The sequence below is a fragment of the Corynebacterium sp. H78 genome, from assembly GCF_037572275.1.
In the GTDB taxonomy this organism is placed as follows: domain Bacteria; phylum Actinomycetota; class Actinomycetes; order Mycobacteriales; family Mycobacteriaceae; genus Corynebacterium.
Genome location: NZ_JBBHKX010000002.1, coordinates 604,548 through 622,621 on the forward strand (window position 1 = coordinate 604,548; position 18,074 = coordinate 622,621).

The window sequence follows — 18,074 nt, forward strand, 5'->3', positions numbered from 1 at the left end:
TTATTCATGTGTGTGCTGGGAAACGCAGAAGTGGGATTCCCCGACGACTACTTTTTGGCATCTGCAGAAATTGCAGAGTTGCGAGCAGATTCGACGTTGTCAGTTTTATCGTGAGCGTCTGCCACCGCGTCAAACTCAGTCCAATTGTGGGGGAGTGGACCAAGCGAGGTACGGGTGTTTTCGATGAGCATCTTGCCCAGCTTTCGGTTGGCTACAGAGCCAACGACGACACCGATACCCATTGGCATAATCTTGCCCAGGAGTGCAGCTCGCCCTGACTTCATCAGGCGTTTTTGTGCTTCCTTGAACAGCAGCTTGTTCATTCCACCGAGCTGGGGGACACCCAGGGTATTAATCATGGTGCCGGCATTGGTGCTTGCGTTGTTGCGACGAATGGCTGCCAGGCTCGAGTCTCCCATTGTCGTAGCGACCAGCGCGGTACCTCGTGCACCGGTGAGTGAGACGAGAATGAGGCTACGACGACGCTCCCGTTCAGAGATGTCGATGCCACGGAGTTCTGCTGATGCAAGAGCGTGCCACGCTGCAGCTTCGAGAAACAGCAAGGATTCGCCTGCTACCGCCAAGGTGCCGGTGACAAAGCCCACGCCCGGAATCACTGCTGCACCGCCAGCTGCACCGCCTGTGCCGGTGACGATATTCAACAAGTGCTTATCGATCCGTTGCTGAATCTGAGCCGGAGTGTCTTTCGGCGACTTCTTGCGAAGGCTGCGGACATAGGCAGAAATAGCGCTTGTCTGCCACGACATTGCGTTATCCAGGGTGCGGATGAGCAGCTTGCCAACCATGCCTGCGTCACGTTCGAGCGCCACTGGATCTGAACCAACTGCATCGGTGACGGAGCTGTCCTTAGAGTTCTGCCTCTTGTTGCCGATCATCGGTAGGTACCTCCTTGAGGTGGTGTCGCTAGTGCTACTTGCAACAATAGATTGGGAGTTAGCAGAAGTGTGGACTGTTTATGGCACTGCAAGAGGGAAGTAATGCAATGGAGATTGGCAAACAGTATTTACGGTTGCTCGGTGAGATGCCTCGGTTGCGAGCCGAAGTGGTGCCGGACGTTCACGTGTCTGCAGACGCATACCATCATGGGTATGCCGCCAGGGATTGGTTGTCATCGGAGAAAACTGTAAGTGCCCGTATCGACGCTGGTCATGCTCTCTTTCCGATGCCGGATGTAGAGGGAAGTACGCGATTTCAAGCTCAGCTCTGGTGGTGGTCGATGTGCGGTTCGATTGTGAACCCTTCTGTTGCTTCAATCTTGGCGTGTGAGTCTGCGCCGAGGTTGGATTGGGGCACGTGGACGGTCTTTGAGCGCGACGCGTATTGGCTTGGTTTCGCTGGTAGCGAATTTATGGAAATGGCGCCGGATTCGGGCGACAAAGTCATTGAATACGGGGCGTCGATTGCTCGTTTCCTCGCTCCAGTCGCCGAGATAGTCGGTGATGTTGGGGGACTAAAGGATGCGCCACTGTGGGCCGTAGCTGCGGATGCGGTGGCTGGTGCTGCTGTTGCTGCGGGAAATGAATTGATGATGCCGTGGGCGGGCGCTGCAGTTGGTGACTTGTTGGTGGAAGGTATGGCGACTGAGTATCGAGTGCCATCGCCACGTTTCGTAGACGTGAGTGAAGATGAGGTAGTGCTCACAGACATGGAGGCTGCGAAAAGCGGGGAAGATGCGCCATTTAATGTTGTGACGCACTTGATGCGAGCCACGTGCTGCATGATCTATCATTCTCCGGATGCGGATCTGTGTTCGTCATGCCCGAAACGCAAGCGCGAGGAACGCGAGTTGGAGTGGCAGCAGAATTTGCTGCTGTAGGCGTAGGCGAGGAGATAGGTGGGGGGGAGCCGGGCGTAGAGCGAGGGGCAGAGTTTCGGTTGGGTAGCCGGTGGATCGCCACAACGACATTGTTGGCTGGTTATCGCTACCATTGGCGGAGGGTCGCGACCGTACAGGAATTGCCGTGACTTTCTTGTTGACGAGGGAAGGATCCCCACCCATGAGCTTTTTCGAGCAAATCGCTGCTGCGCTGGATCGGGACGGCATTGAGAGCCGCGTAAACGACGACACTTTGTTTGTTCCAATCACATCCGACCTTGAAGTTCAGTTCGTCACTATTGATGAAGACCTTCCGGCAGCTGAGGTATACGTTGCCGCAGCTGATGTGGACGATGAAGACGATGAGTTCGAGGCTGTGCTGGTCTCTGCGGTCTTCTCTGTTGAGGATGCGGTTGCAGCTGTCGCTCATCATGTGGCTACGGATAGGGTCGTGGCATTGCTGCGTACTTTGCTGGATGGCGATGATGATCGTCTTGCAGAACTTGATTTCGAGCAGGACCCAGAGGAAGCGACGCTGGTATCTGCCGAGATTGGCGAGTCCTCTCTGCTACAGGTTCTCGTTACAGCGCATGGCAATGTTCCGAGCGCTCATGTTCGTTTCGTGTCGCAGGACGCGAATTTGGACGAGATTGTTGATCAAGCAATTGCTGAGTTCTGGGATTCCGATACCGAAACGATTTTGACTGACGACGACCGTCGCCGGATGTTTGCCGACCTTTATGCAGATGTGCAGGACTTGCGAAACGAGGTCTTGTCGTTGGGATCCTTCGAGGACTTTGACAAGTTGCTGGATGTTCTGGCGCTGGCAGTTGAACGTGCAGGAGATTGGGAAGATCAGTTAGCTCCTGTCGATGACGGCTATGCAGAATCGCTGTACGCGCCATACGTAGATGATGAAGAAGACGATGACGACGACATCTACGACGACGGTGACTACGACGACGAAGATGACGAGGACGACGTCGACGAAACAAGCGGCGATGCCAGCGCCGAGTAGCTACGGCACACAGCGCTAATGGTGCTTGGCGGTGGCAATTGTGCCTCGTTGTGGTGAGCTCTCTGCGCTACGCTGCGGTGCGACCATTCTTGAATAATTGATGTGGAGACGGCAATACAGTCCCGTTTGCAGTGCCAAGCCATGCAAAGTGGTGGGCCCGGTGCAGCGGATCAATGCCGTCTCTCTGCATGTAGGCAGTGAATTGGTCGGGCACCATCGCCTGTGCGACCGCAAGTTCGCGTTCGCCCGGAGGTAGTTGCTTAGACCACGCGATCTCCCCGCCATCATCCATATCCAGCGATACCGAGACCGAAAATAGGTAGACAGTTTCGCTACCGATCAGCAAAAATTCGGGATAATGCAGCGATAGCTCTCTGACTAGCTGCTGAGGAACTGCGACACGACGAGGACGGACTGTCGCGTACAGTCCGGGCACGTCGGGGAGTGGGAAAGAATGGTTGAGTGCTTCACGCCGAAATCGTCGTGAAGCAGACGGGTGTCTCAGTAGCGTTGCTGCCAATTCGATGTCATCGCGACACTCGAGTCGGTAGATATCCGCAAGATTGTCGGTGGCGGGTAGCGACTGTTGTGGGATGTGGGGAAGCGGGCTAGTCATAGCCGGCACATTAGCGCAAGCGGCGGACACATGTTCGAAAGGATCGAACGTGTGTGCGAATTTTGACTAATTCTCAATAGTTGACACTTCTTCAAAATGTGACTCATGGGACCCGTGTGAATCTAGTGAACTAGTGTGTTGACCTGCGGAAATAGGTTGCTTGAAGGTCGGGCGCTCAGCCAATCTATCGGTTATGGTGAATTGAGTTAGATATATAGCCAAGGCTATTCACCACCGGAAGCAGGGCCGTCATCTTGAAAAATATTCGCTCCACCACCGCACTGCTGGCAGCAGTAGCGGCAACGTCTATCGCAGCAAGCGCAGCTGTAGTAGCTGCACCTGAAACTTCCGCTGCAGCTCCAGGTCAGCCTGTGCAGACCGCGCCACCGGCTGCGCCAGAAGCTCCAACCGCCGCACCAGAAGGAGCAGTCGTTGTGGGCCCAGGCTCGCCAATTCGGATGCCGTTCCCAGACACCCCAATCGATAACGGTCGATTCATCTCAGCTCCAAGCTGCTCCCTTGGTGTGCCGGGAACTGTGCGCGATGAGAATGGCAACGAACGCGAAGTCATCCTCACGGCTGGTCACTGCCTCGAAGCGGAGCGTGAAATTGGAGTGGGGCCGAAGGTCACCGGAGATGTGTACGTACCAACTCCTGATGGTGACATTCTGATCGGCACCGCAGACGTGGTGAACATGGGCGATATTGATGACAGCGCGATTCTCGGCGGTCCTATTGTTCTCATCAACTCAATGTTCAACCAGGCGGACTATGCCTTCATTCGTCCCGCTGATGGTGTCGAGGTGACGTCGATCAGCGAATCTCGTGATGAGTACGGACAGGTTCACGGTGAGCCTGTGCAGATGGTGGGAGTTGTCGATCGTCGTACGCTGCAACCGTATGAGATCGCAGTTGACAACTTCGGCGAGCCAATCTGTAGCGACGGCATGCGTACTGGTCGCAACTGTGGCTACCAAGTCTTCCGTGCACGACATGGAGTTTGGGCCGTCGGAATGGGCATTGACCACGGCGATTCCGGTGGAAACGCCTACGACCCACGAACGAATGAAGTTATCGGTGTGACGTCGATGGGTGTCGGTCCACTGAGCCGCTTCCAGGCCGCTGATGTCGCGATCGAAGAGGCCTACGGAATTGAGGATGGCAAGGTCAACGAGAACTTCACTGTGACACCTAACAATCAGTCACAGTCTGAGTTCCGTACGTTGGAAGAAGACCAGGCATACAACCAGGAATGGGAAGCGGTCAACGGTCCTGCATACCCTGACCAGGCACAGGAAGAACTTGCTCCGCTGCCAGAATCTCCGGCAATTCCATTCGTAAATGCGCCGGCAGACTTTGCTCCGCAGGCTCCCGCTGAGGTTGCACCGCTTGTCGACGCCACCAACCAGGCAGTAAACCAGGCCGTGGTAGATGCGAATGCGACGATGCAGAGCCTCGTTGGGCTGTACAACTAAGTGCTACTAATTCCTGCGCGTTGAGTTAGCATCCTGCTAGGAATTAGCCAGCCTGGATGGCGTTACGGCTGATTAGCGTTACAGCGTTGGGGTGCCAGGCACCACGGTGGCATCGGGAATGCCCAAGGTATCTGGCGCCTCTTGTAGCGGTACTTCAGGCAGCGGTACTTCAGGCAGTGATTCCACCGGGATCTCTTGTTCTAGCGGTGGGGTAGCAGGAATGTCGCCCCATGCGCCAGTCGCCCACAAGTGGCGCCCCAAGTACTCCCACAACACGGGTTCAAGTGACCGGCCATAGGCGTTGGTGATGTGGTCGCGATCTCGATAGACCACGATGTTGCCAATGACGGGCATGCACCATCCGCCAGGACAGAACCATTCGGCAGTGTCCACTGACATTGCGGTTGGCCACTGCGCCAGAACCTGGTCCGCAGGATTTTCTGGATTGTAAATGCGCTCTCGTGGGACCGCGCATTCCTGGATGTTTCCCTCCTTCTGTTCGAGGCATTCATTCGGATGGAATGGTTTCATGCGGGCGTCGTAAAGCCGTGGGTTGTCGCGCAGGCCGAGCATCGGAATGTTGTGATCGGCCAGTTGTTGCCAAAACTCCTCGGCTCCAGGGAGGACCCACTCGGCATCGTCCTGCCAACCGCGTGTTGAGGTAGTTGTCATAGTGACAACCATGTCCGGGTCAAGATCCACGATGCGCTGGGCGGCCATCTTCGACCATTCGACACAATCTGCTGAGGCCAAGTCAGATTCTTTGAAGGTTACGGAGCACGCCTCACGGATCACCGGGATGACCTTGAATCCATACTCGCGCCCAAGGTCGTGTAATGGCTCGACGAGAGTATCGGCATGCGAATTTCCCGCGACAACGACAGTGACTTCAGCATTGGTGTCACCATATTCACAATCCACGAACTCATCGGGTTTGGCATCAAGTGGGAGTAGGCAGCCTGCACGCCAAGAACGAGTACCAAGGTGCGGAGCCATTTTCGGGAAGGGCTCTGCAGAGGGGGCAGAAACTCCAAATAAACTCATCGCACCCGGATGTGTCTCAGGATTGGCTCGCTTTGTATCGAGCTTTGTGAGGTAAGCAACCCACCCAGAATGCGCCATCACGCCGCCGCCTGCTAGAACAGCGACGAGAACTGCTGCAGCAACCTTGCTCTGGAACGAAAACGAGCGTCGCTCCTCCTGCGTCGGAAACAAATGCTCGGAGTCCTTTGTAGGGCGCTTCTTCGCTTGTTGTAAGGGCTTTTCGACGAGCGCATGTGTGGCATTGGCCAGAACCATCGAGATCATAAGGACACCGATTCCGAGCCAGAATGGTGGTTTCCAATAGCCAGTGAATAGCGTCAAGATGATCAGCAGTGGCCAGTGCCAGAGGTACAACGGATATGAAACTTGGCCGAGCCATTGCATGAATGGAGTGCTGAGGAACCGGGAAGCCACGCCGTCGCTAGTGGAGAGAATCACTAGCACGGCACCGCCGATCGGGAGCAATGATAACGGTCCAGGGAATGCGAGAGTGGTCGGAATGACCGCACCAGTCGCGACCAACATGAAAAGGCCGACGACAGCTGCTGGACCAGAAATGGCTTTAGGGAGGCGGATACGACTTGCATAGATCCCCAACACACCACCGAGCGTGAGCTGCCATGCTCGCGACAACGTGGAATAGTAACTTTCCATCGTTCCGTACAGGCCATCGCGTGATGCCCACCAAAAAGATGCAATCGTGATTGCGATCAGTATCGGGCCAATTACGAATAAGCTAATCCGCTCAGAATTTCGCAGTCTAAATAGGCGATTAAGTAGCGTCGCAACGGTTCCTAATGCAATCGCGAAAACATAGAACTGACCCTGTACCGACATTGACCACAAATGCTGCAAGGGCGACGCCGATGTAGAAGCCGCAGCATAGTCGGAATCTTGTGAAATCAACTCAAAATTCAAGACGTAAAAAAGGGCAGCGCGAAGCTGTTTTGTGAGGTCCTCGGCGATGAGCTGCGGAGTGAAAATAGAAATCAGGATTGCTATGCCTGCTAGCACGATCACAAGTGATGGGACCAGTCGGCGGACTGTACGCCAAAATGGCCACCACGGGTTGATGAGTGCATTGGCTCGCGAAGCGTATCGCATTTGCGAGCTGAGGAAAAAGTACCCGGTCAATAGGAGGAATACGTCCACACCGCCGGAGACTCGACCAACGAATACGTGGTAAACAACTACCAGTCCAATGGCCAGTCCGCGCAGGCCGTCCAAATCAACTCTTCGGACAGTGGATGGCGATCCCATACATATCTCCAGTCGCAGAAATTTGTTGAATAATCCCAACTAATGAAAACGATATTAGGAATTAATTTTCCCAGTAACGCTAGCACTGTTGAATAATGGAAACCATTGGAAGCACAATAGCGGGCAACCCCCGTTTTACAGATCGATTCATTTTGATAACAGCCGTTCTGTACCCGCTTCGCTAGCGACTGCGACCTCATCCGAGCGTTACATTGACGCATTGATTCACTAGGGTGGCGGATGAGGTTCAAGTCGTGTGGCGGAACCTCTTAGAGGAGGAATGTTTTCTTTGTCGTTGGGTCGTGAAGGCCGAAGGGATCGTCGTCAAGCAGTTGCGAAGACGGCGATTCCGCAAGAAATCTGGGTGCTCGTAAGCGCCGCGTTTGTGATTGCATTGGGGTTCGGGCTGATCGCGCCGATTCTTCCGCAGTATGCACGCAGCTTCGATGTGACCGTGTTTGCCGCCAGTTTTGTCGTGAGTTCGTTTTCGATCTTGCGACTTCTATTCGCGCCGGTGTCGGGGCGGATGGTAGATAGGGTCGGTTATCGGCATACATATCTTTTGGGGCTGACGATTGTCGCACTATCCACAATCCTCGTTGGCATCGCGCAAACATACTGGCAGTTGTTATTTTTTCGGGCACTGGGTGGCATCGGTTCGACGATGTTTACCGTCTCGGCAATGGGCTTGATCATTCGGATCTCGCCACCAGATATTCGGGGGCGTTGTTCTGCGGCGTATGGCACTGCGTTCTTGTTGGGCAATGTCTTTGGCCCCTTGGTTGGTGCCTTCATGGGTATGTGGGGAATGCGCGTCCCTTTCTTTGTTTACGGCGGTGCACTTATCGTGGCGACGATCATCGTCGCTATTCGCTTAAACCCAGAACACTTGCGACATGTTGTGCCGAAGCGAACGACGCCGGTGATGAACTTTGCGGAAGCCTGGCGCGACAATGCTTACCGTGCTGCGCTTCTAGGTGGTTTTGCTAACGGCTGGTCGAACTTTGGTGTGCGTGTCGCCATCGTCCCGTTGTTCGCTGCAGCGACGTTTGCTGGTGTCGCCAACGGAGATAATGCGGTAGAAGCGACGGCCACAGCGGGCTTTGCGTTGACCGCTTTCGCGGTGGGTAACGTGGCTGCTCTGCAGTTCTCGGGGCGACTATCGGACAAGGTTGGTCGAAAACCTCTGCTGCTCGTGGGCTTTGCAGTCAATGCAGTCTTTGTTGGAATCGTGGGGTTCACGACAGGCGACATCAGCCTCCTTGTCGTATCCGCTCTGTCTGGTTTGGGCGCAGGCATGATTAATCCAAGCCAGCAGGCGGTTTTGGCGGATGTGATTGGTTCGGATCGCCAAGGTGGACGCGTGTTGGCGAGCTACCAGATGGCGCAGGACTTCGGTGCCATCTCAGGTCCGTTGGTAGTCGGCGCAATTGTTGATGTCGCTGATTATCGCGCCGGCTTCGTTGCTTGCGGAATCATCGGTGCGGCTGCGTTCGTTTCATGGCTGTTCGGTCGCGAAACGCTGACCAGCACGCCGTGCACAGTGTCACCTACGACTTCCCGGTAACTGACTCGCCTCCGATCACGGCTGGCACAGTTGCCGGTTCATCACCGAATAGTTCGCGCTGGAACTCACTCTGCTCAAAATCCTGTATTGCCTTGTGCTGGACTGCCTCAACCATTGCGTTTCGACGATCTCCCTTGCCCCTGCCACCTCCACTGAGCAGGGTAGAACCGTGGGGATTTCGGGAGTGTTGTGGCGATCCGGCCTGCTGGGTTCCTGGCGCGCCACGAATAGCCCCATTGTTATTAGTTGAGCCAACAGTGCCGGATGCCCCGGGCATACTAGTTCGGTTGTGGATTCCGGTGTTGAGATGAGGCCGATGAGTCTGCTGTGAGCCATTGTTTCCGGTTTGCGTCAGGAACTCACGACCTGTCGGCAGTCCGCTCCTGCCAAATGCCGAATTCGCACCGCGCCCGATACCTATAGCTCCAGGGCGCACATTTCGTGTTGCAGTTTGTGGTGTTGCCGATTGCTGCCTAGCTAAGTTGTGTGCTCCGGTCGTGCTCAAACTCCCTGGTCGGCGGGCTCCACCTTGGTGAGTCGTGCCACCGAGCGAAAGTGGAGTAGGGCCCGCAATTACAGGTGAGATCGAGTGCGGACTGCTTGTGCTGTGGGGAGCCGTACCCTGTGGCGATGTCAAGGCGCCGTCGGGAGCAACCTTGGGCAGTGACGCTGCTGCCGTGTGCGTCGGCATCCCCAGCATATCCGTACCCTGTGTTCGAGGTGCCGAGCTGAGCCCAGTTATCGGCTGTGGCAACCCGTTCTGTGAGGAAGTTGCGAGGGCAGGGTTCGTCGTCACGTTCCCTGGAGTTCCAGTGGAAGTCATGGAAGTGGCGAGTGGTGTAGGAGAAGCGGTGGAAGTCGCGCCGGGTGCTGTGGCTGATGCGGTGTGAGTCGCTCCGGAATAACCGTCGGGATGTGCAAAACTCGTACTGGTTCCAGCGGGACCGTTGAGTCCATTAAGGCCTGCTTGAACTGTCGTTGCAGCTCCACTACTGATGTTGGGCTCGGTGAGCTTGGTGATGTTCGGAACCGCCGCCTGCAGCTGTGCCGTGTACGGCCCCGTGAGAAATGCTGCGATTTCGGTGCGTTCGAACTGCTCGCGAGCCACGGGATCTTCAATCAGTGCTGATTGCGCTTCAATCGAAGTCAAGGCGTTGACTGCCATCGCCTTCACCGCAGGCAGGACTTGCAAATGTGTGGCCATAGTGCTTGCCGACGTTGCGACGTTTATTGCTCGATCCGCAAGTGTGCCAAGCGTGGCGGTAGCGGTATCGAACACCAGGCCATCGTTTGAGCCGATGAGCTGCTCTGAGGCAGCGGTGATTTCCAATGCCAAAGCGGTCATGGCCGAAGCGAAGTCGGTCCAGTAAGCGACAGCATCCAGGACAGCTCCATCGTTTGTTGAGCTGAACATGGATAGGAGAGTGGTGGCATCGTGGCCGATTTCGCCGGCGACCATCGCTGGTGAAAATACGAGGGCACCGGGATTAAACGGTGGGCGTCCTTCAAACGAGTCGGTGATTGCAGACAAACCAAGTCCGGTATTTAGGCTTCCGCCACCATTGGTGTTGATGGAATTGAGCGCACCTGAAACGCTGTCTTCGTGGCTCTTGATCACATTGGAAAGTGATCGAAGATTAGTGGCTGCCCACTCGACTTCGCGACCTAGTGCAGCGCTGACCAGTGTGGCTGATCCTGATGCTCCGATGATGGCTGACGAATGCTGGGTTGCAACGGCCTGCAGTGACGGGATGGGCGAGTATCCGGCGAGTGCAGGCGCTGACGCAATCGAAGTGTCTAGAGCCATTACGCTGCCGGAGAGACACTCAGATGAGCGGTCAATCGAGGAAATATGTGACTTGAGCATTTGATCTAGTCCCCCAAGAATCCAATGAGCAGCGAGGCTGCTTTAGCGCAAGCTTGTGATTGAAGTTGGGTCGGCCGCTCTTCCGAGTAAGGGACGTTGAATCCGATCGTGCCGTTCTCGGTTTCGATGCCCGCGAAACAGGAATACGAGGTTGCTGATTGCTGTCCAACTAGGAAACCCGTAAATGAGCGATCTTTCGATTGGAGCAACTCGAATCCCCTGGAAGCAAAATCCCTCTGGTTCGAATTTTGGCGGTTGAATGCCGCTACCGCGTCTCCCTCTTGTCCAATCAGACAGCCCATTTGCCAGGGAAGGTCATGCCGCCCAATCGCAGTTTCAATCTCCTCGTAACCGAGTGCTCGAAGTCTCTCCATTAACTCCGGCGAATCACATGGGTCAGACAGCACGAAGTCATCAGCCGAGTAGTCGTAGTGGCCATCGGGGCCCAGTCGGGCAGATCCCGGTGCCGGATTCTCACTAGGTGGTAGTACACCCGGTGGCAACGGTGTGCCGTCAGGCGCAAACTTTCGAGAATCGTCTCGACCGTTGCCGGAAGATAGATCGATTGACCAGGTTTCGGGATCGGTGACACCTGTGGAAGCAGAAGTCGGAGTGCTCGAACTGGGAGCGCAACCGACAATTAACAAAGAGGCAGAAATTAATCCTGCCAGCGAAAAAGGTATGAGTTTAGAGCGTGCCTTCATCAAAATTATTCCCCCCCTAAAAGCACTTAGGAATTGTTATAACACCGGTGCACGGGCACTGCTCGTCGAGAAGCGAAAGGCGTAGTAATTCCCATCACATTTCCGCAAAGGTACAGGAAGACGGGGTTACTCCCATAAACCCCGGGTGTGGGAAGAATCGCCATTTGGTTGTCGATGCGAGTAGCCTGGTGGAGCAATGTGCACAACCGATTTCGGGTCCGGCAACGAAAACCAGCCGGAAAATGGGAACGAATCGGTATCCACGGACAGCTCGCAAAGCGAAGCTCCACTTTCCATCGATGACGTACTAGGCGCAGACAGCGCTGCAGATGTACCTATGGAAGAAGCGGCGGAGAATTGGGAAAACAGCGAGTCTTTGGACGCTGATGATGGGCGGACCGACGCGGTCCATGAAGTAGGGAAATTGAAGACTGAGAACGCGGCAGAGGCCGCTGATGGGGCCCTAGAGGCCCAGGGAGAGACCCAGATGGGCAACGAAGAAATGAATAACCACAACGAGAATGTTGAAACCGCTGACGTAGAGAACAGCGTTGTGGAAGAGAATAACGAGAAAACTGAGAACGTCGAGATCATCGAAAACACTGAAAATAGCGACGTCGCTGTAGAGGTTCCCTCCGAGGAAAATCCAGCTGCGAACGAAGAAGTAACTGCAGAAGCCACTGAAGTAACAGAAGCTGCAGAAGTAAAAGAAGAAAAAGAAGAAGCAACAGCTAACAAGGAAAAGAAGTCCGAAAAGGACGGCGTAAAGTTCTCTGACCTGGGACTTCCAAACGCTGTTGTAAAGGCAGTCGAGAAGGTCGGCTTCGAAACGCCATCCCCAATTCAGGCTGCAACCATCCCAACTTTGATGGATGGCCGCGATGTAGTCGGACTGGCACAGACCGGTACCGGTAAAACCGCAGCATTCGCGCTGCCAATCCTGGCTCGTATTGACGAAGGAAACCGCTCCCCACAGGCCTTGATTCTCGCTCCAACGCGTGAACTTGCACTGCAGGTCGCCGACAGCTTCCAGTCTTTCGCAGACCACCTGGGTCGCATTCAGGTGCTCCCAATTTATGGTGGCCAGGCATACGGCATTCAGTTGTCAGGCCTGCGCCGTGGTGCACAGATCATCGTTGGTACACCAGGCCGTGTGATCGACCACCTCCAGAAGGGCTCGTTGGATATCTCCGGCTTGCGATTCCTCGTTCTCGACGAAGCAGACGAGATGCTGCAGATGGGGTTCCAGGAAGATGTTGAGCGCATCCTGGCGGACACTCCAGAGGACAAGCAGGTTGCACTTTTCTCGGCAACGATGCCAGCAGTCATTCGTCGCCTGTCGAAGCAGTACCTGAACAATCCAAAGGAAATTACTGTTAAGTCGGAGACTCGCACCGCCGAGAACATCCGCCAGCGTTTCCTCATGGTGAGCCACCGCAACAAGCTCGATGCTCTGACCCGCATTCTTGAGGTCGAAGAGTTCGAAGCAATGATTGTGTTCGTGCGTACCAAGCACGAGACCGAAGAACTTGCAGAGAAGCTGCGCGCACGTGGTTTCAGCGCAGCAGCCATCAACGGTGACATTCCACAGACCCTGCGTGAGCGCACTATCGATCAGCTGAAGGATGGTCGCCTCGATATTCTCGTGGCAACCGATGTCGCTGCTCGTGGTCTTGACGTTGACCGCATCAGCCACGTTGTTAACTTCGATATTCCTCACGACACCGAGTCGTACGTTCACCGCATTGGTCGTACCGGCCGTGCAGGTCGTTCGGGCGAAGCATTGTTGTTCGTCACCCCACGCGAAGGCCGTCTGCTGCGCTCCATTGAGCGTGCAACCAAGTCTTCTCTGCACGAAATGAAGTTGCCGAGCGTGGATGAAGTCAACGACTCTCGTAAGCAGAAGTTCGCTGATGACATCACCGAGGCTCTCGCAGACCCACAGGTCAGCATCTTCCGGGACCTGATCGAGACCTACGCGACAGAACACGACACCCCATTGGTCGATATCGCGGCAGCGCTTGCTTCCCAGTCCCAGTCCGGCGACTTCCTGATGAAGGAGCCTCCTCGCGGACGTCGTAACGATCGTGGCAATGACCGCGACCGCTTCGACCGCGAGCGTTCCCGCCAGGGCCGTGATGGTCGTTCCCGTGGTGCACGCGAGGGCAAGCGAACGGATCGCGTTCAGTTCGATCGCGAAGGCATGACCACGTACCGCATTAATGTCGGTCGTCGTCAGCATGTTCGCCCAGGTGCAATCGTTGGCGCAATTGCGAACGAGGGTGGCCTGGAGTCAAAGGACTTCGGACACATCGATATCCGCGGCGACCATACTCTGGTCGAGCTGCCATCGAACTTGCCTCAGGAGGTCTTGAATAACCTCTCTGATACCCGTATCTCCGGCGAGCTCATTCAGCTTCAGCCTGACGACGGCACGTCTGTCGACGACGGCAGCGGCTGGGGTGGAGATCGCCGTGGTGGCGGCCGTGGCCGCGATCGCGATGATCGCCGTGGCGGTCGCGGAGGCTTCCGTGGTGGCCGTGACCGTGGCGACCGTGGTGGTCGTGGCGGACGTGGTGACCGCGAAGGTGGTTACCGTGGTCGTCGTGACGATCGCGAAGAGGGCGGTTACCGTGGCCGTCGTGACGATCACGAAGACGGTGGCTACCGTGGTCGCGGCCGTGATGACCGCCGTGGTGGCTACCGTGGCGACCGAGACGGTGGCTTCCGTGGTGGCCGTGGTCGTCGTGATGATCGTCGTGGTGGATACCGCGACTAAGCACGAACAGTTGCAGACGTACCGTGTCAGGCCGAGAGCTGTAGGCGTACTGCGCTAACGGAGCTTGCCTGACAACGTCGGCCTTCTGACACTGTCATCAGTCTGACAACGCCAAAGAGCTACCTGGAGGAAACTCCAGGTAGCTCTTTCGTTTGTCTAGCAATGTGGTTGGACTTAGCGAAACATCGTAATCATCGAGAGAGATTCAGCGCTTCGGTCACAGCAGAGTCGGTGTCAGCAGAGATATGGCCAAATCTGTGCATCGACCACGAGATGGATTGCTCACGGAGGTAGTGCAGCATTTCGAATCTTCCAGATTGCACAACGCCTGCACGTTCCAACCAGCTTCCATTCTCAGCGGCGATGCTCAAAGCCTCGTCACTGACCGTTCCACAGCAGCGGATTCGCGAGGATACGGACTCCCGAATTCGCTGTACAAAAGCGGTGTCCGATTCCACGACTACTTCGGCCAAGCCATGCCGCACGATGATCTCCAAGGCATCGGTGACTACATCATCGACATCGGGAGCCACCGTTACGGTGACAGCATTCGAGCTGACCTCCCCAGCAGCTACCGCCGCCAGCACGGTGCGCGTGACAGTTACTACCTTGGCATTTGCCGCAACTCTGACAACTGCGTCGGGAAGTGCACGATAGCGGAAGACATTTGCTTCCCCGATGAGACCAGATTCATCTCGAGGTCGGTCAAACTCGACCGCAAGTGCGTGCGCATCGGAGTGGGTAGCCGTCGTAACGTAGTCTGCGTCATCGCCGAGCACTGCCTGCAATTCGCGCACGACGCGGCCGATACGTCTGGTCGGTGTTGCCTGTGCCAACGCATCGGAGGCTTCCGACGAATCCGTGACGGAGCCTTGCTGGGCTACATAGTTCGGTCCTCCGGCTTTCGCACCCGGCCCCACAGATGAGCCTTTCCAGCCACCGAACGCTTGACGACGAACAATCGCCCCCGTGGTATGTCGATTTACATAGGCATTTCCGACTTCAACGCGGTCCAGCCAGTAGGCAACCTCGTTGGAATCGAGAGTGTGGATGCCACCGGTCAATCCGTATTCGACTGCGTTTTGCCATTCGATTGCCGTGTCTAGGTCTGGTGCTCGCATAATTCCGAGGACAGGGCCGAAACACTCGGTCATATGGAACCAAGAACCGGGTTGGACATTGTCCCGCACACCCGGCGACCACAGCGTGCCGTCACTATTGAGTTGTTGAGGTTCTACCAGCCATTTCTCGCCCTTTTCGAGGGAAGTCAGCGCACGGTGGAGCTTCTCTCCAGGTGGTTCCACGAGTGGGCCCATATCGGTGCTGAGGTCACGACCGTGACCAACCTGGAGAGTCCTGGTGGCATCGAGAATCTGATTGAGCAGACGATCGGATTTGCCGGCCGCGCCTACCAGAATGACCAATGAACCCGCCGAACATTTCTGTCCGGCATGACCAAACGCGGAGGTCACCACATCAGCCGCAGCAAGATCTGGGTCCGCAGCAGGAGTGACGATCATGGCATTCTTGCCACTGGTTTCTGCAAACACTGGAAGTGATGGTTTCCAACCACGGAACAGCGCAGCGGTTTCTGATGCGCCGGTCAGAATAACGGCATCAACATCATCGTGAGTGAGCAAGGCACGACCAGCATCAGCCTCGTCGGTGTTCGCTAACTGGATGAGATCGGGATCGACCCCGGCATCACTCAACCCATCACGTAACGCAGCAACCGCGACTTCCGCGACACGAACTACCTGTGGTGCCGGCGCAATGACAACAGCAGAACCCGCGGCCAACGCTGCAGTCATGCCACCGATAGGAATAGCAATGGGGAAGTTCCACGGTGGCGACACAACGGTGACGCGATGTGGCGCAAAATCCACGCCCGGTTCGCGATCCATCTCGCGTGCACTTGTCGCGTAATAACGCACAAAGTCGATGGCTTCGCTTATTTCAGGATCCGTTTCGGCGACAGTCTTTCCGGGTCCATGGATCGCTGCTGCTAACAAGTCGCTGCGTCGTGAAGCCAAACGCTTTCCGACGACTTCCAATACATCAGCGCGGCCCGCTCCACCGCGAGCGGCCCAGTCTGGCTGAAGTCGAACGGCCTTTGCGACGATGTCGTCGACATCGACCACATCATCGATGAGCGGTGAAACAGCAGGTCCAGGATCAGAGGTGATATCCACAATGCTGCGAGCCCACTCGCGATTAGCCGGCAAGGCAGGATCAGTGTCGGGCTCATTTGTGAAAACGGTGGTGGATTGCGCTCGCTTGGCCTGTGATGTCGTCACTACTCCCGGAGTGGTTTCGTAGCGACGATCTTGAGTGCGGCGTGGCTTAGTGCTTGTTGAATTTCGGTCATGGATCGCAGCGAGATAGCGACGCATTTGCCCGTGCATGGCGTCGTCATTGTCGCTGCTGGTCATTGCATGCAGGAAGTTTTCTTCGGCTGCATTCTCTTCTAACCGGCGAACCAAGTAGGAAACCGCGACGTCGAAACTGCGCACATCGACAACTGGGGTGTACAGAATTAATCGGCCAACCTCTGCTTCGATTGCCTGCTGTTGTCGTGGCGCCATTCCTTGCAGCATTTCTGCGTCGATTTGGTCTTCGACCCCACGAGCATGGGCAAGCTCGACCGCGGTCGCCATCGAAAACAGGTTGTGGCTGGCGACGCCGACACGCAGGTGAGGAGCGATATCGGGGCGGAGCAGCAGATCAAGCAGTCGGAGATAATTCGCGTCCGTTTCCGCCTTAGTTGCATATGGAGCGCGTTCCCATCCTTCAGCATCTGCGACGACGGTCTCCATGGAGAGATTCGCACCCTTGACCAAGCGAACCTTGAGCGGGGCACCACCTTCGGTTACGCGTTGCTGTGCGAACTCCACGAGTCGATGAACCGCGGCAACGGAGTCCGGCAAATAGGCCTGGATGACGATTCCCGCATGCAGCGGAAGAAATTCCTCTTCGCTCATGAGGCGTTCGAACACCGCGAGCGTTAACTCTAAGTCGCGGTACTCTTCCATATCCAAGCTGATGAACGGCTGACGTTCACGGTCAGACATTGCAATGCGGTACAGCGGGCGAAGCGTCTCGATGAGTTGGTCGACGCTGCCGTCGAAATCCCACGGATTCAATTGTGAAACAACGCTGGATGCTTTTACCGATACGTAGTCAACGTTCGGACGAGACAAAAGTTCGATGGTGTCCTGCAACCGACGTTGTGCTTCGTCACGGCCTAGTACTGCTTCACCGAGCAGGTTGAGATTCAGTTGTCGACCGTGGCTGTGGGCATCGTCGAGAAGCTCTTGGAGGGCTGACCCTTCGGAATCCAACACTAAATGGTTGACCAGATCGCGCATCCGCTTGCGAGCAATCGGCATGACAACGCCGGGAATGCGCTGGGACAAAATGCCACCGAGTTTCATTGCCGCGCGATCCAGAGAAGAAAGGAACGATGGGGTGGCGGAGCTGGTGGTGAGACGAGATAGCTGACGAGCTGCAGTCTTGTTGTCTTCAGGACGTGCAACACGGTCGACGAATGTCATGGTGAAGTCGACGCCTGCTGGATCGTGCACCAGCTTCGCTAGCTGCGTAGCGGCATATTCGATTCTCGAATTTGGTTGAGCGGGTGAATCGGTGGATGCGGGAGGGCCATGGCCTCGGGGAGCATTTGTCGACCCAGCGAATTCTGTTTCTATTTCTGCCTGATTCAGCCAGCGCATAGCGCGACGGATTGCAGCGTCGGCGACGCTGTCTAGAGGGGGAAGCGTTTCGTTCGTTGGTGGTCGATCGAACTGCGGTTGTCGATCGTGATTGTTAGACACTGTGACCCCTTACGTGTCATCGGCCGTCTGATAATGAGCATTTCCTCGGATTAGGAGATGCTTTTAGTGATGAT

11 protein-coding genes are annotated in these 18,074 nt (G+C 55.8%); 5 read left to right on the forward strand and 6 right to left on the reverse strand.

Features of this window, described 5'->3' with window-relative positions:
- Positions 1–47 precede the first annotated feature (47 nt).
- On the reverse strand, positions 48–896 hold the full coding sequence (locus tag WG934_RS03910; protein ID WP_339977797.1) for a hypothetical protein: 849 nt from the start codon (positions 894–896) through the stop codon (positions 48–50).
- Positions 897–1,003: 107 nt separating this feature from the next.
- Between WG934_RS03910 and WG934_RS03915 the strand changes: the two genes are divergently transcribed.
- Positions 1,004–1,837, forward strand: a complete 834-nt coding sequence (locus WG934_RS03915; protein WP_339988773.1) for a (2Fe-2S)-binding protein — start codon at positions 1,004–1,006, stop codon at positions 1,835–1,837.
- A gap of 181 nt (positions 1,838–2,018) precedes the next feature.
- On the forward strand, positions 2,019–2,855 hold the full coding sequence (locus tag WG934_RS03920) for a hypothetical protein (RefSeq protein ID WP_339977801.1): 837 nt from the start codon (positions 2,019–2,021) through the stop codon (positions 2,853–2,855).
- A 67-nt stretch (positions 2,856–2,922) separates the two neighbouring features.
- On the opposite strand, the gene WG934_RS03925 is transcribed toward WG934_RS03920, so the two are convergent.
- Positions 2,923–3,471 (reverse strand): hypothetical protein, encoded by a 549-nt coding sequence (locus WG934_RS03925; protein WP_339988775.1) that lies wholly within the window; start codon positions 3,469–3,471, stop codon positions 2,923–2,925.
- A gap of 254 nt (positions 3,472–3,725) precedes the next feature.
- Between WG934_RS03925 and WG934_RS03930 the strand changes: the two genes are divergently transcribed.
- Complete coding sequence (locus WG934_RS03930; protein WP_339977805.1) at positions 3,726–4,946, forward strand: hypothetical protein; 1,221 nt, start codon at positions 3,726–3,728, stop codon at positions 4,944–4,946.
- 78 nt (positions 4,947–5,024) lie between these two features.
- Here WG934_RS03930 and WG934_RS03935 read toward each other — a convergent pair whose 3' ends face one another.
- Complete coding sequence (locus WG934_RS03935; RefSeq protein WP_339988777.1) at positions 5,025–7,250, reverse strand: acyltransferase family protein; 2,226 nt, start codon at positions 7,248–7,250, stop codon at positions 5,025–5,027.
- A 280-nt stretch (positions 7,251–7,530) separates the two neighbouring features.
- Here WG934_RS03935 and WG934_RS03940 point away from each other — a divergent pair, with 280 nt between their 5' ends.
- A complete protein-coding gene (locus tag WG934_RS03940; protein WP_339988778.1) occupies positions 7,531–8,817 on the forward strand; it encodes an MFS transporter in 1,287 nt (428 codons plus the stop codon).
- On the opposite strand, the gene WG934_RS03945 is transcribed toward WG934_RS03940, so the two are convergent.
- Together WG934_RS03945 and WG934_RS03950 are read right to left on the reverse strand one after the other, a co-directional pair.
- On the reverse strand, positions 8,801–10,684 hold the full coding sequence (locus WG934_RS03945; protein ID WP_339988780.1) for a hypothetical protein: 1,884 nt from the start codon (positions 10,682–10,684) through the stop codon (positions 8,801–8,803). The genes WG934_RS03940 and WG934_RS03945 overlap by 17 nt on opposite strands.
- 5 nt (positions 10,685–10,689) lie before the next feature.
- Positions 10,690–11,388, reverse strand: a complete 699-nt coding sequence (locus WG934_RS03950) for a hypothetical protein (protein WP_339988781.1) — start codon at positions 11,386–11,388, stop codon at positions 10,690–10,692.
- Between the two features lie 487 nt (positions 11,389–11,875).
- Between WG934_RS03950 and WG934_RS03955 the strand changes: the two genes are divergently transcribed.
- Positions 11,876–14,167 carry a DEAD/DEAH box helicase gene (locus WG934_RS03955; protein ID WP_445228204.1) on the forward strand — a complete coding sequence of 764 codons (2,292 nt, stop codon included), beginning with the start codon at positions 11,876–11,878 and terminating at the stop codon, positions 14,165–14,167.
- A 191-nt stretch (positions 14,168–14,358) separates the two neighbouring features.
- On the opposite strand, the gene WG934_RS03960 is transcribed toward WG934_RS03955, so the two are convergent.
- Entirely contained in the window at positions 14,359–18,000 is a 3,642-nt protein-coding gene (locus WG934_RS03960; RefSeq protein WP_339988782.1) for a bifunctional proline dehydrogenase/L-glutamate gamma-semialdehyde dehydrogenase, read from the reverse strand.
- Positions 18,001–18,074: the final 74 nt, after the last annotated feature.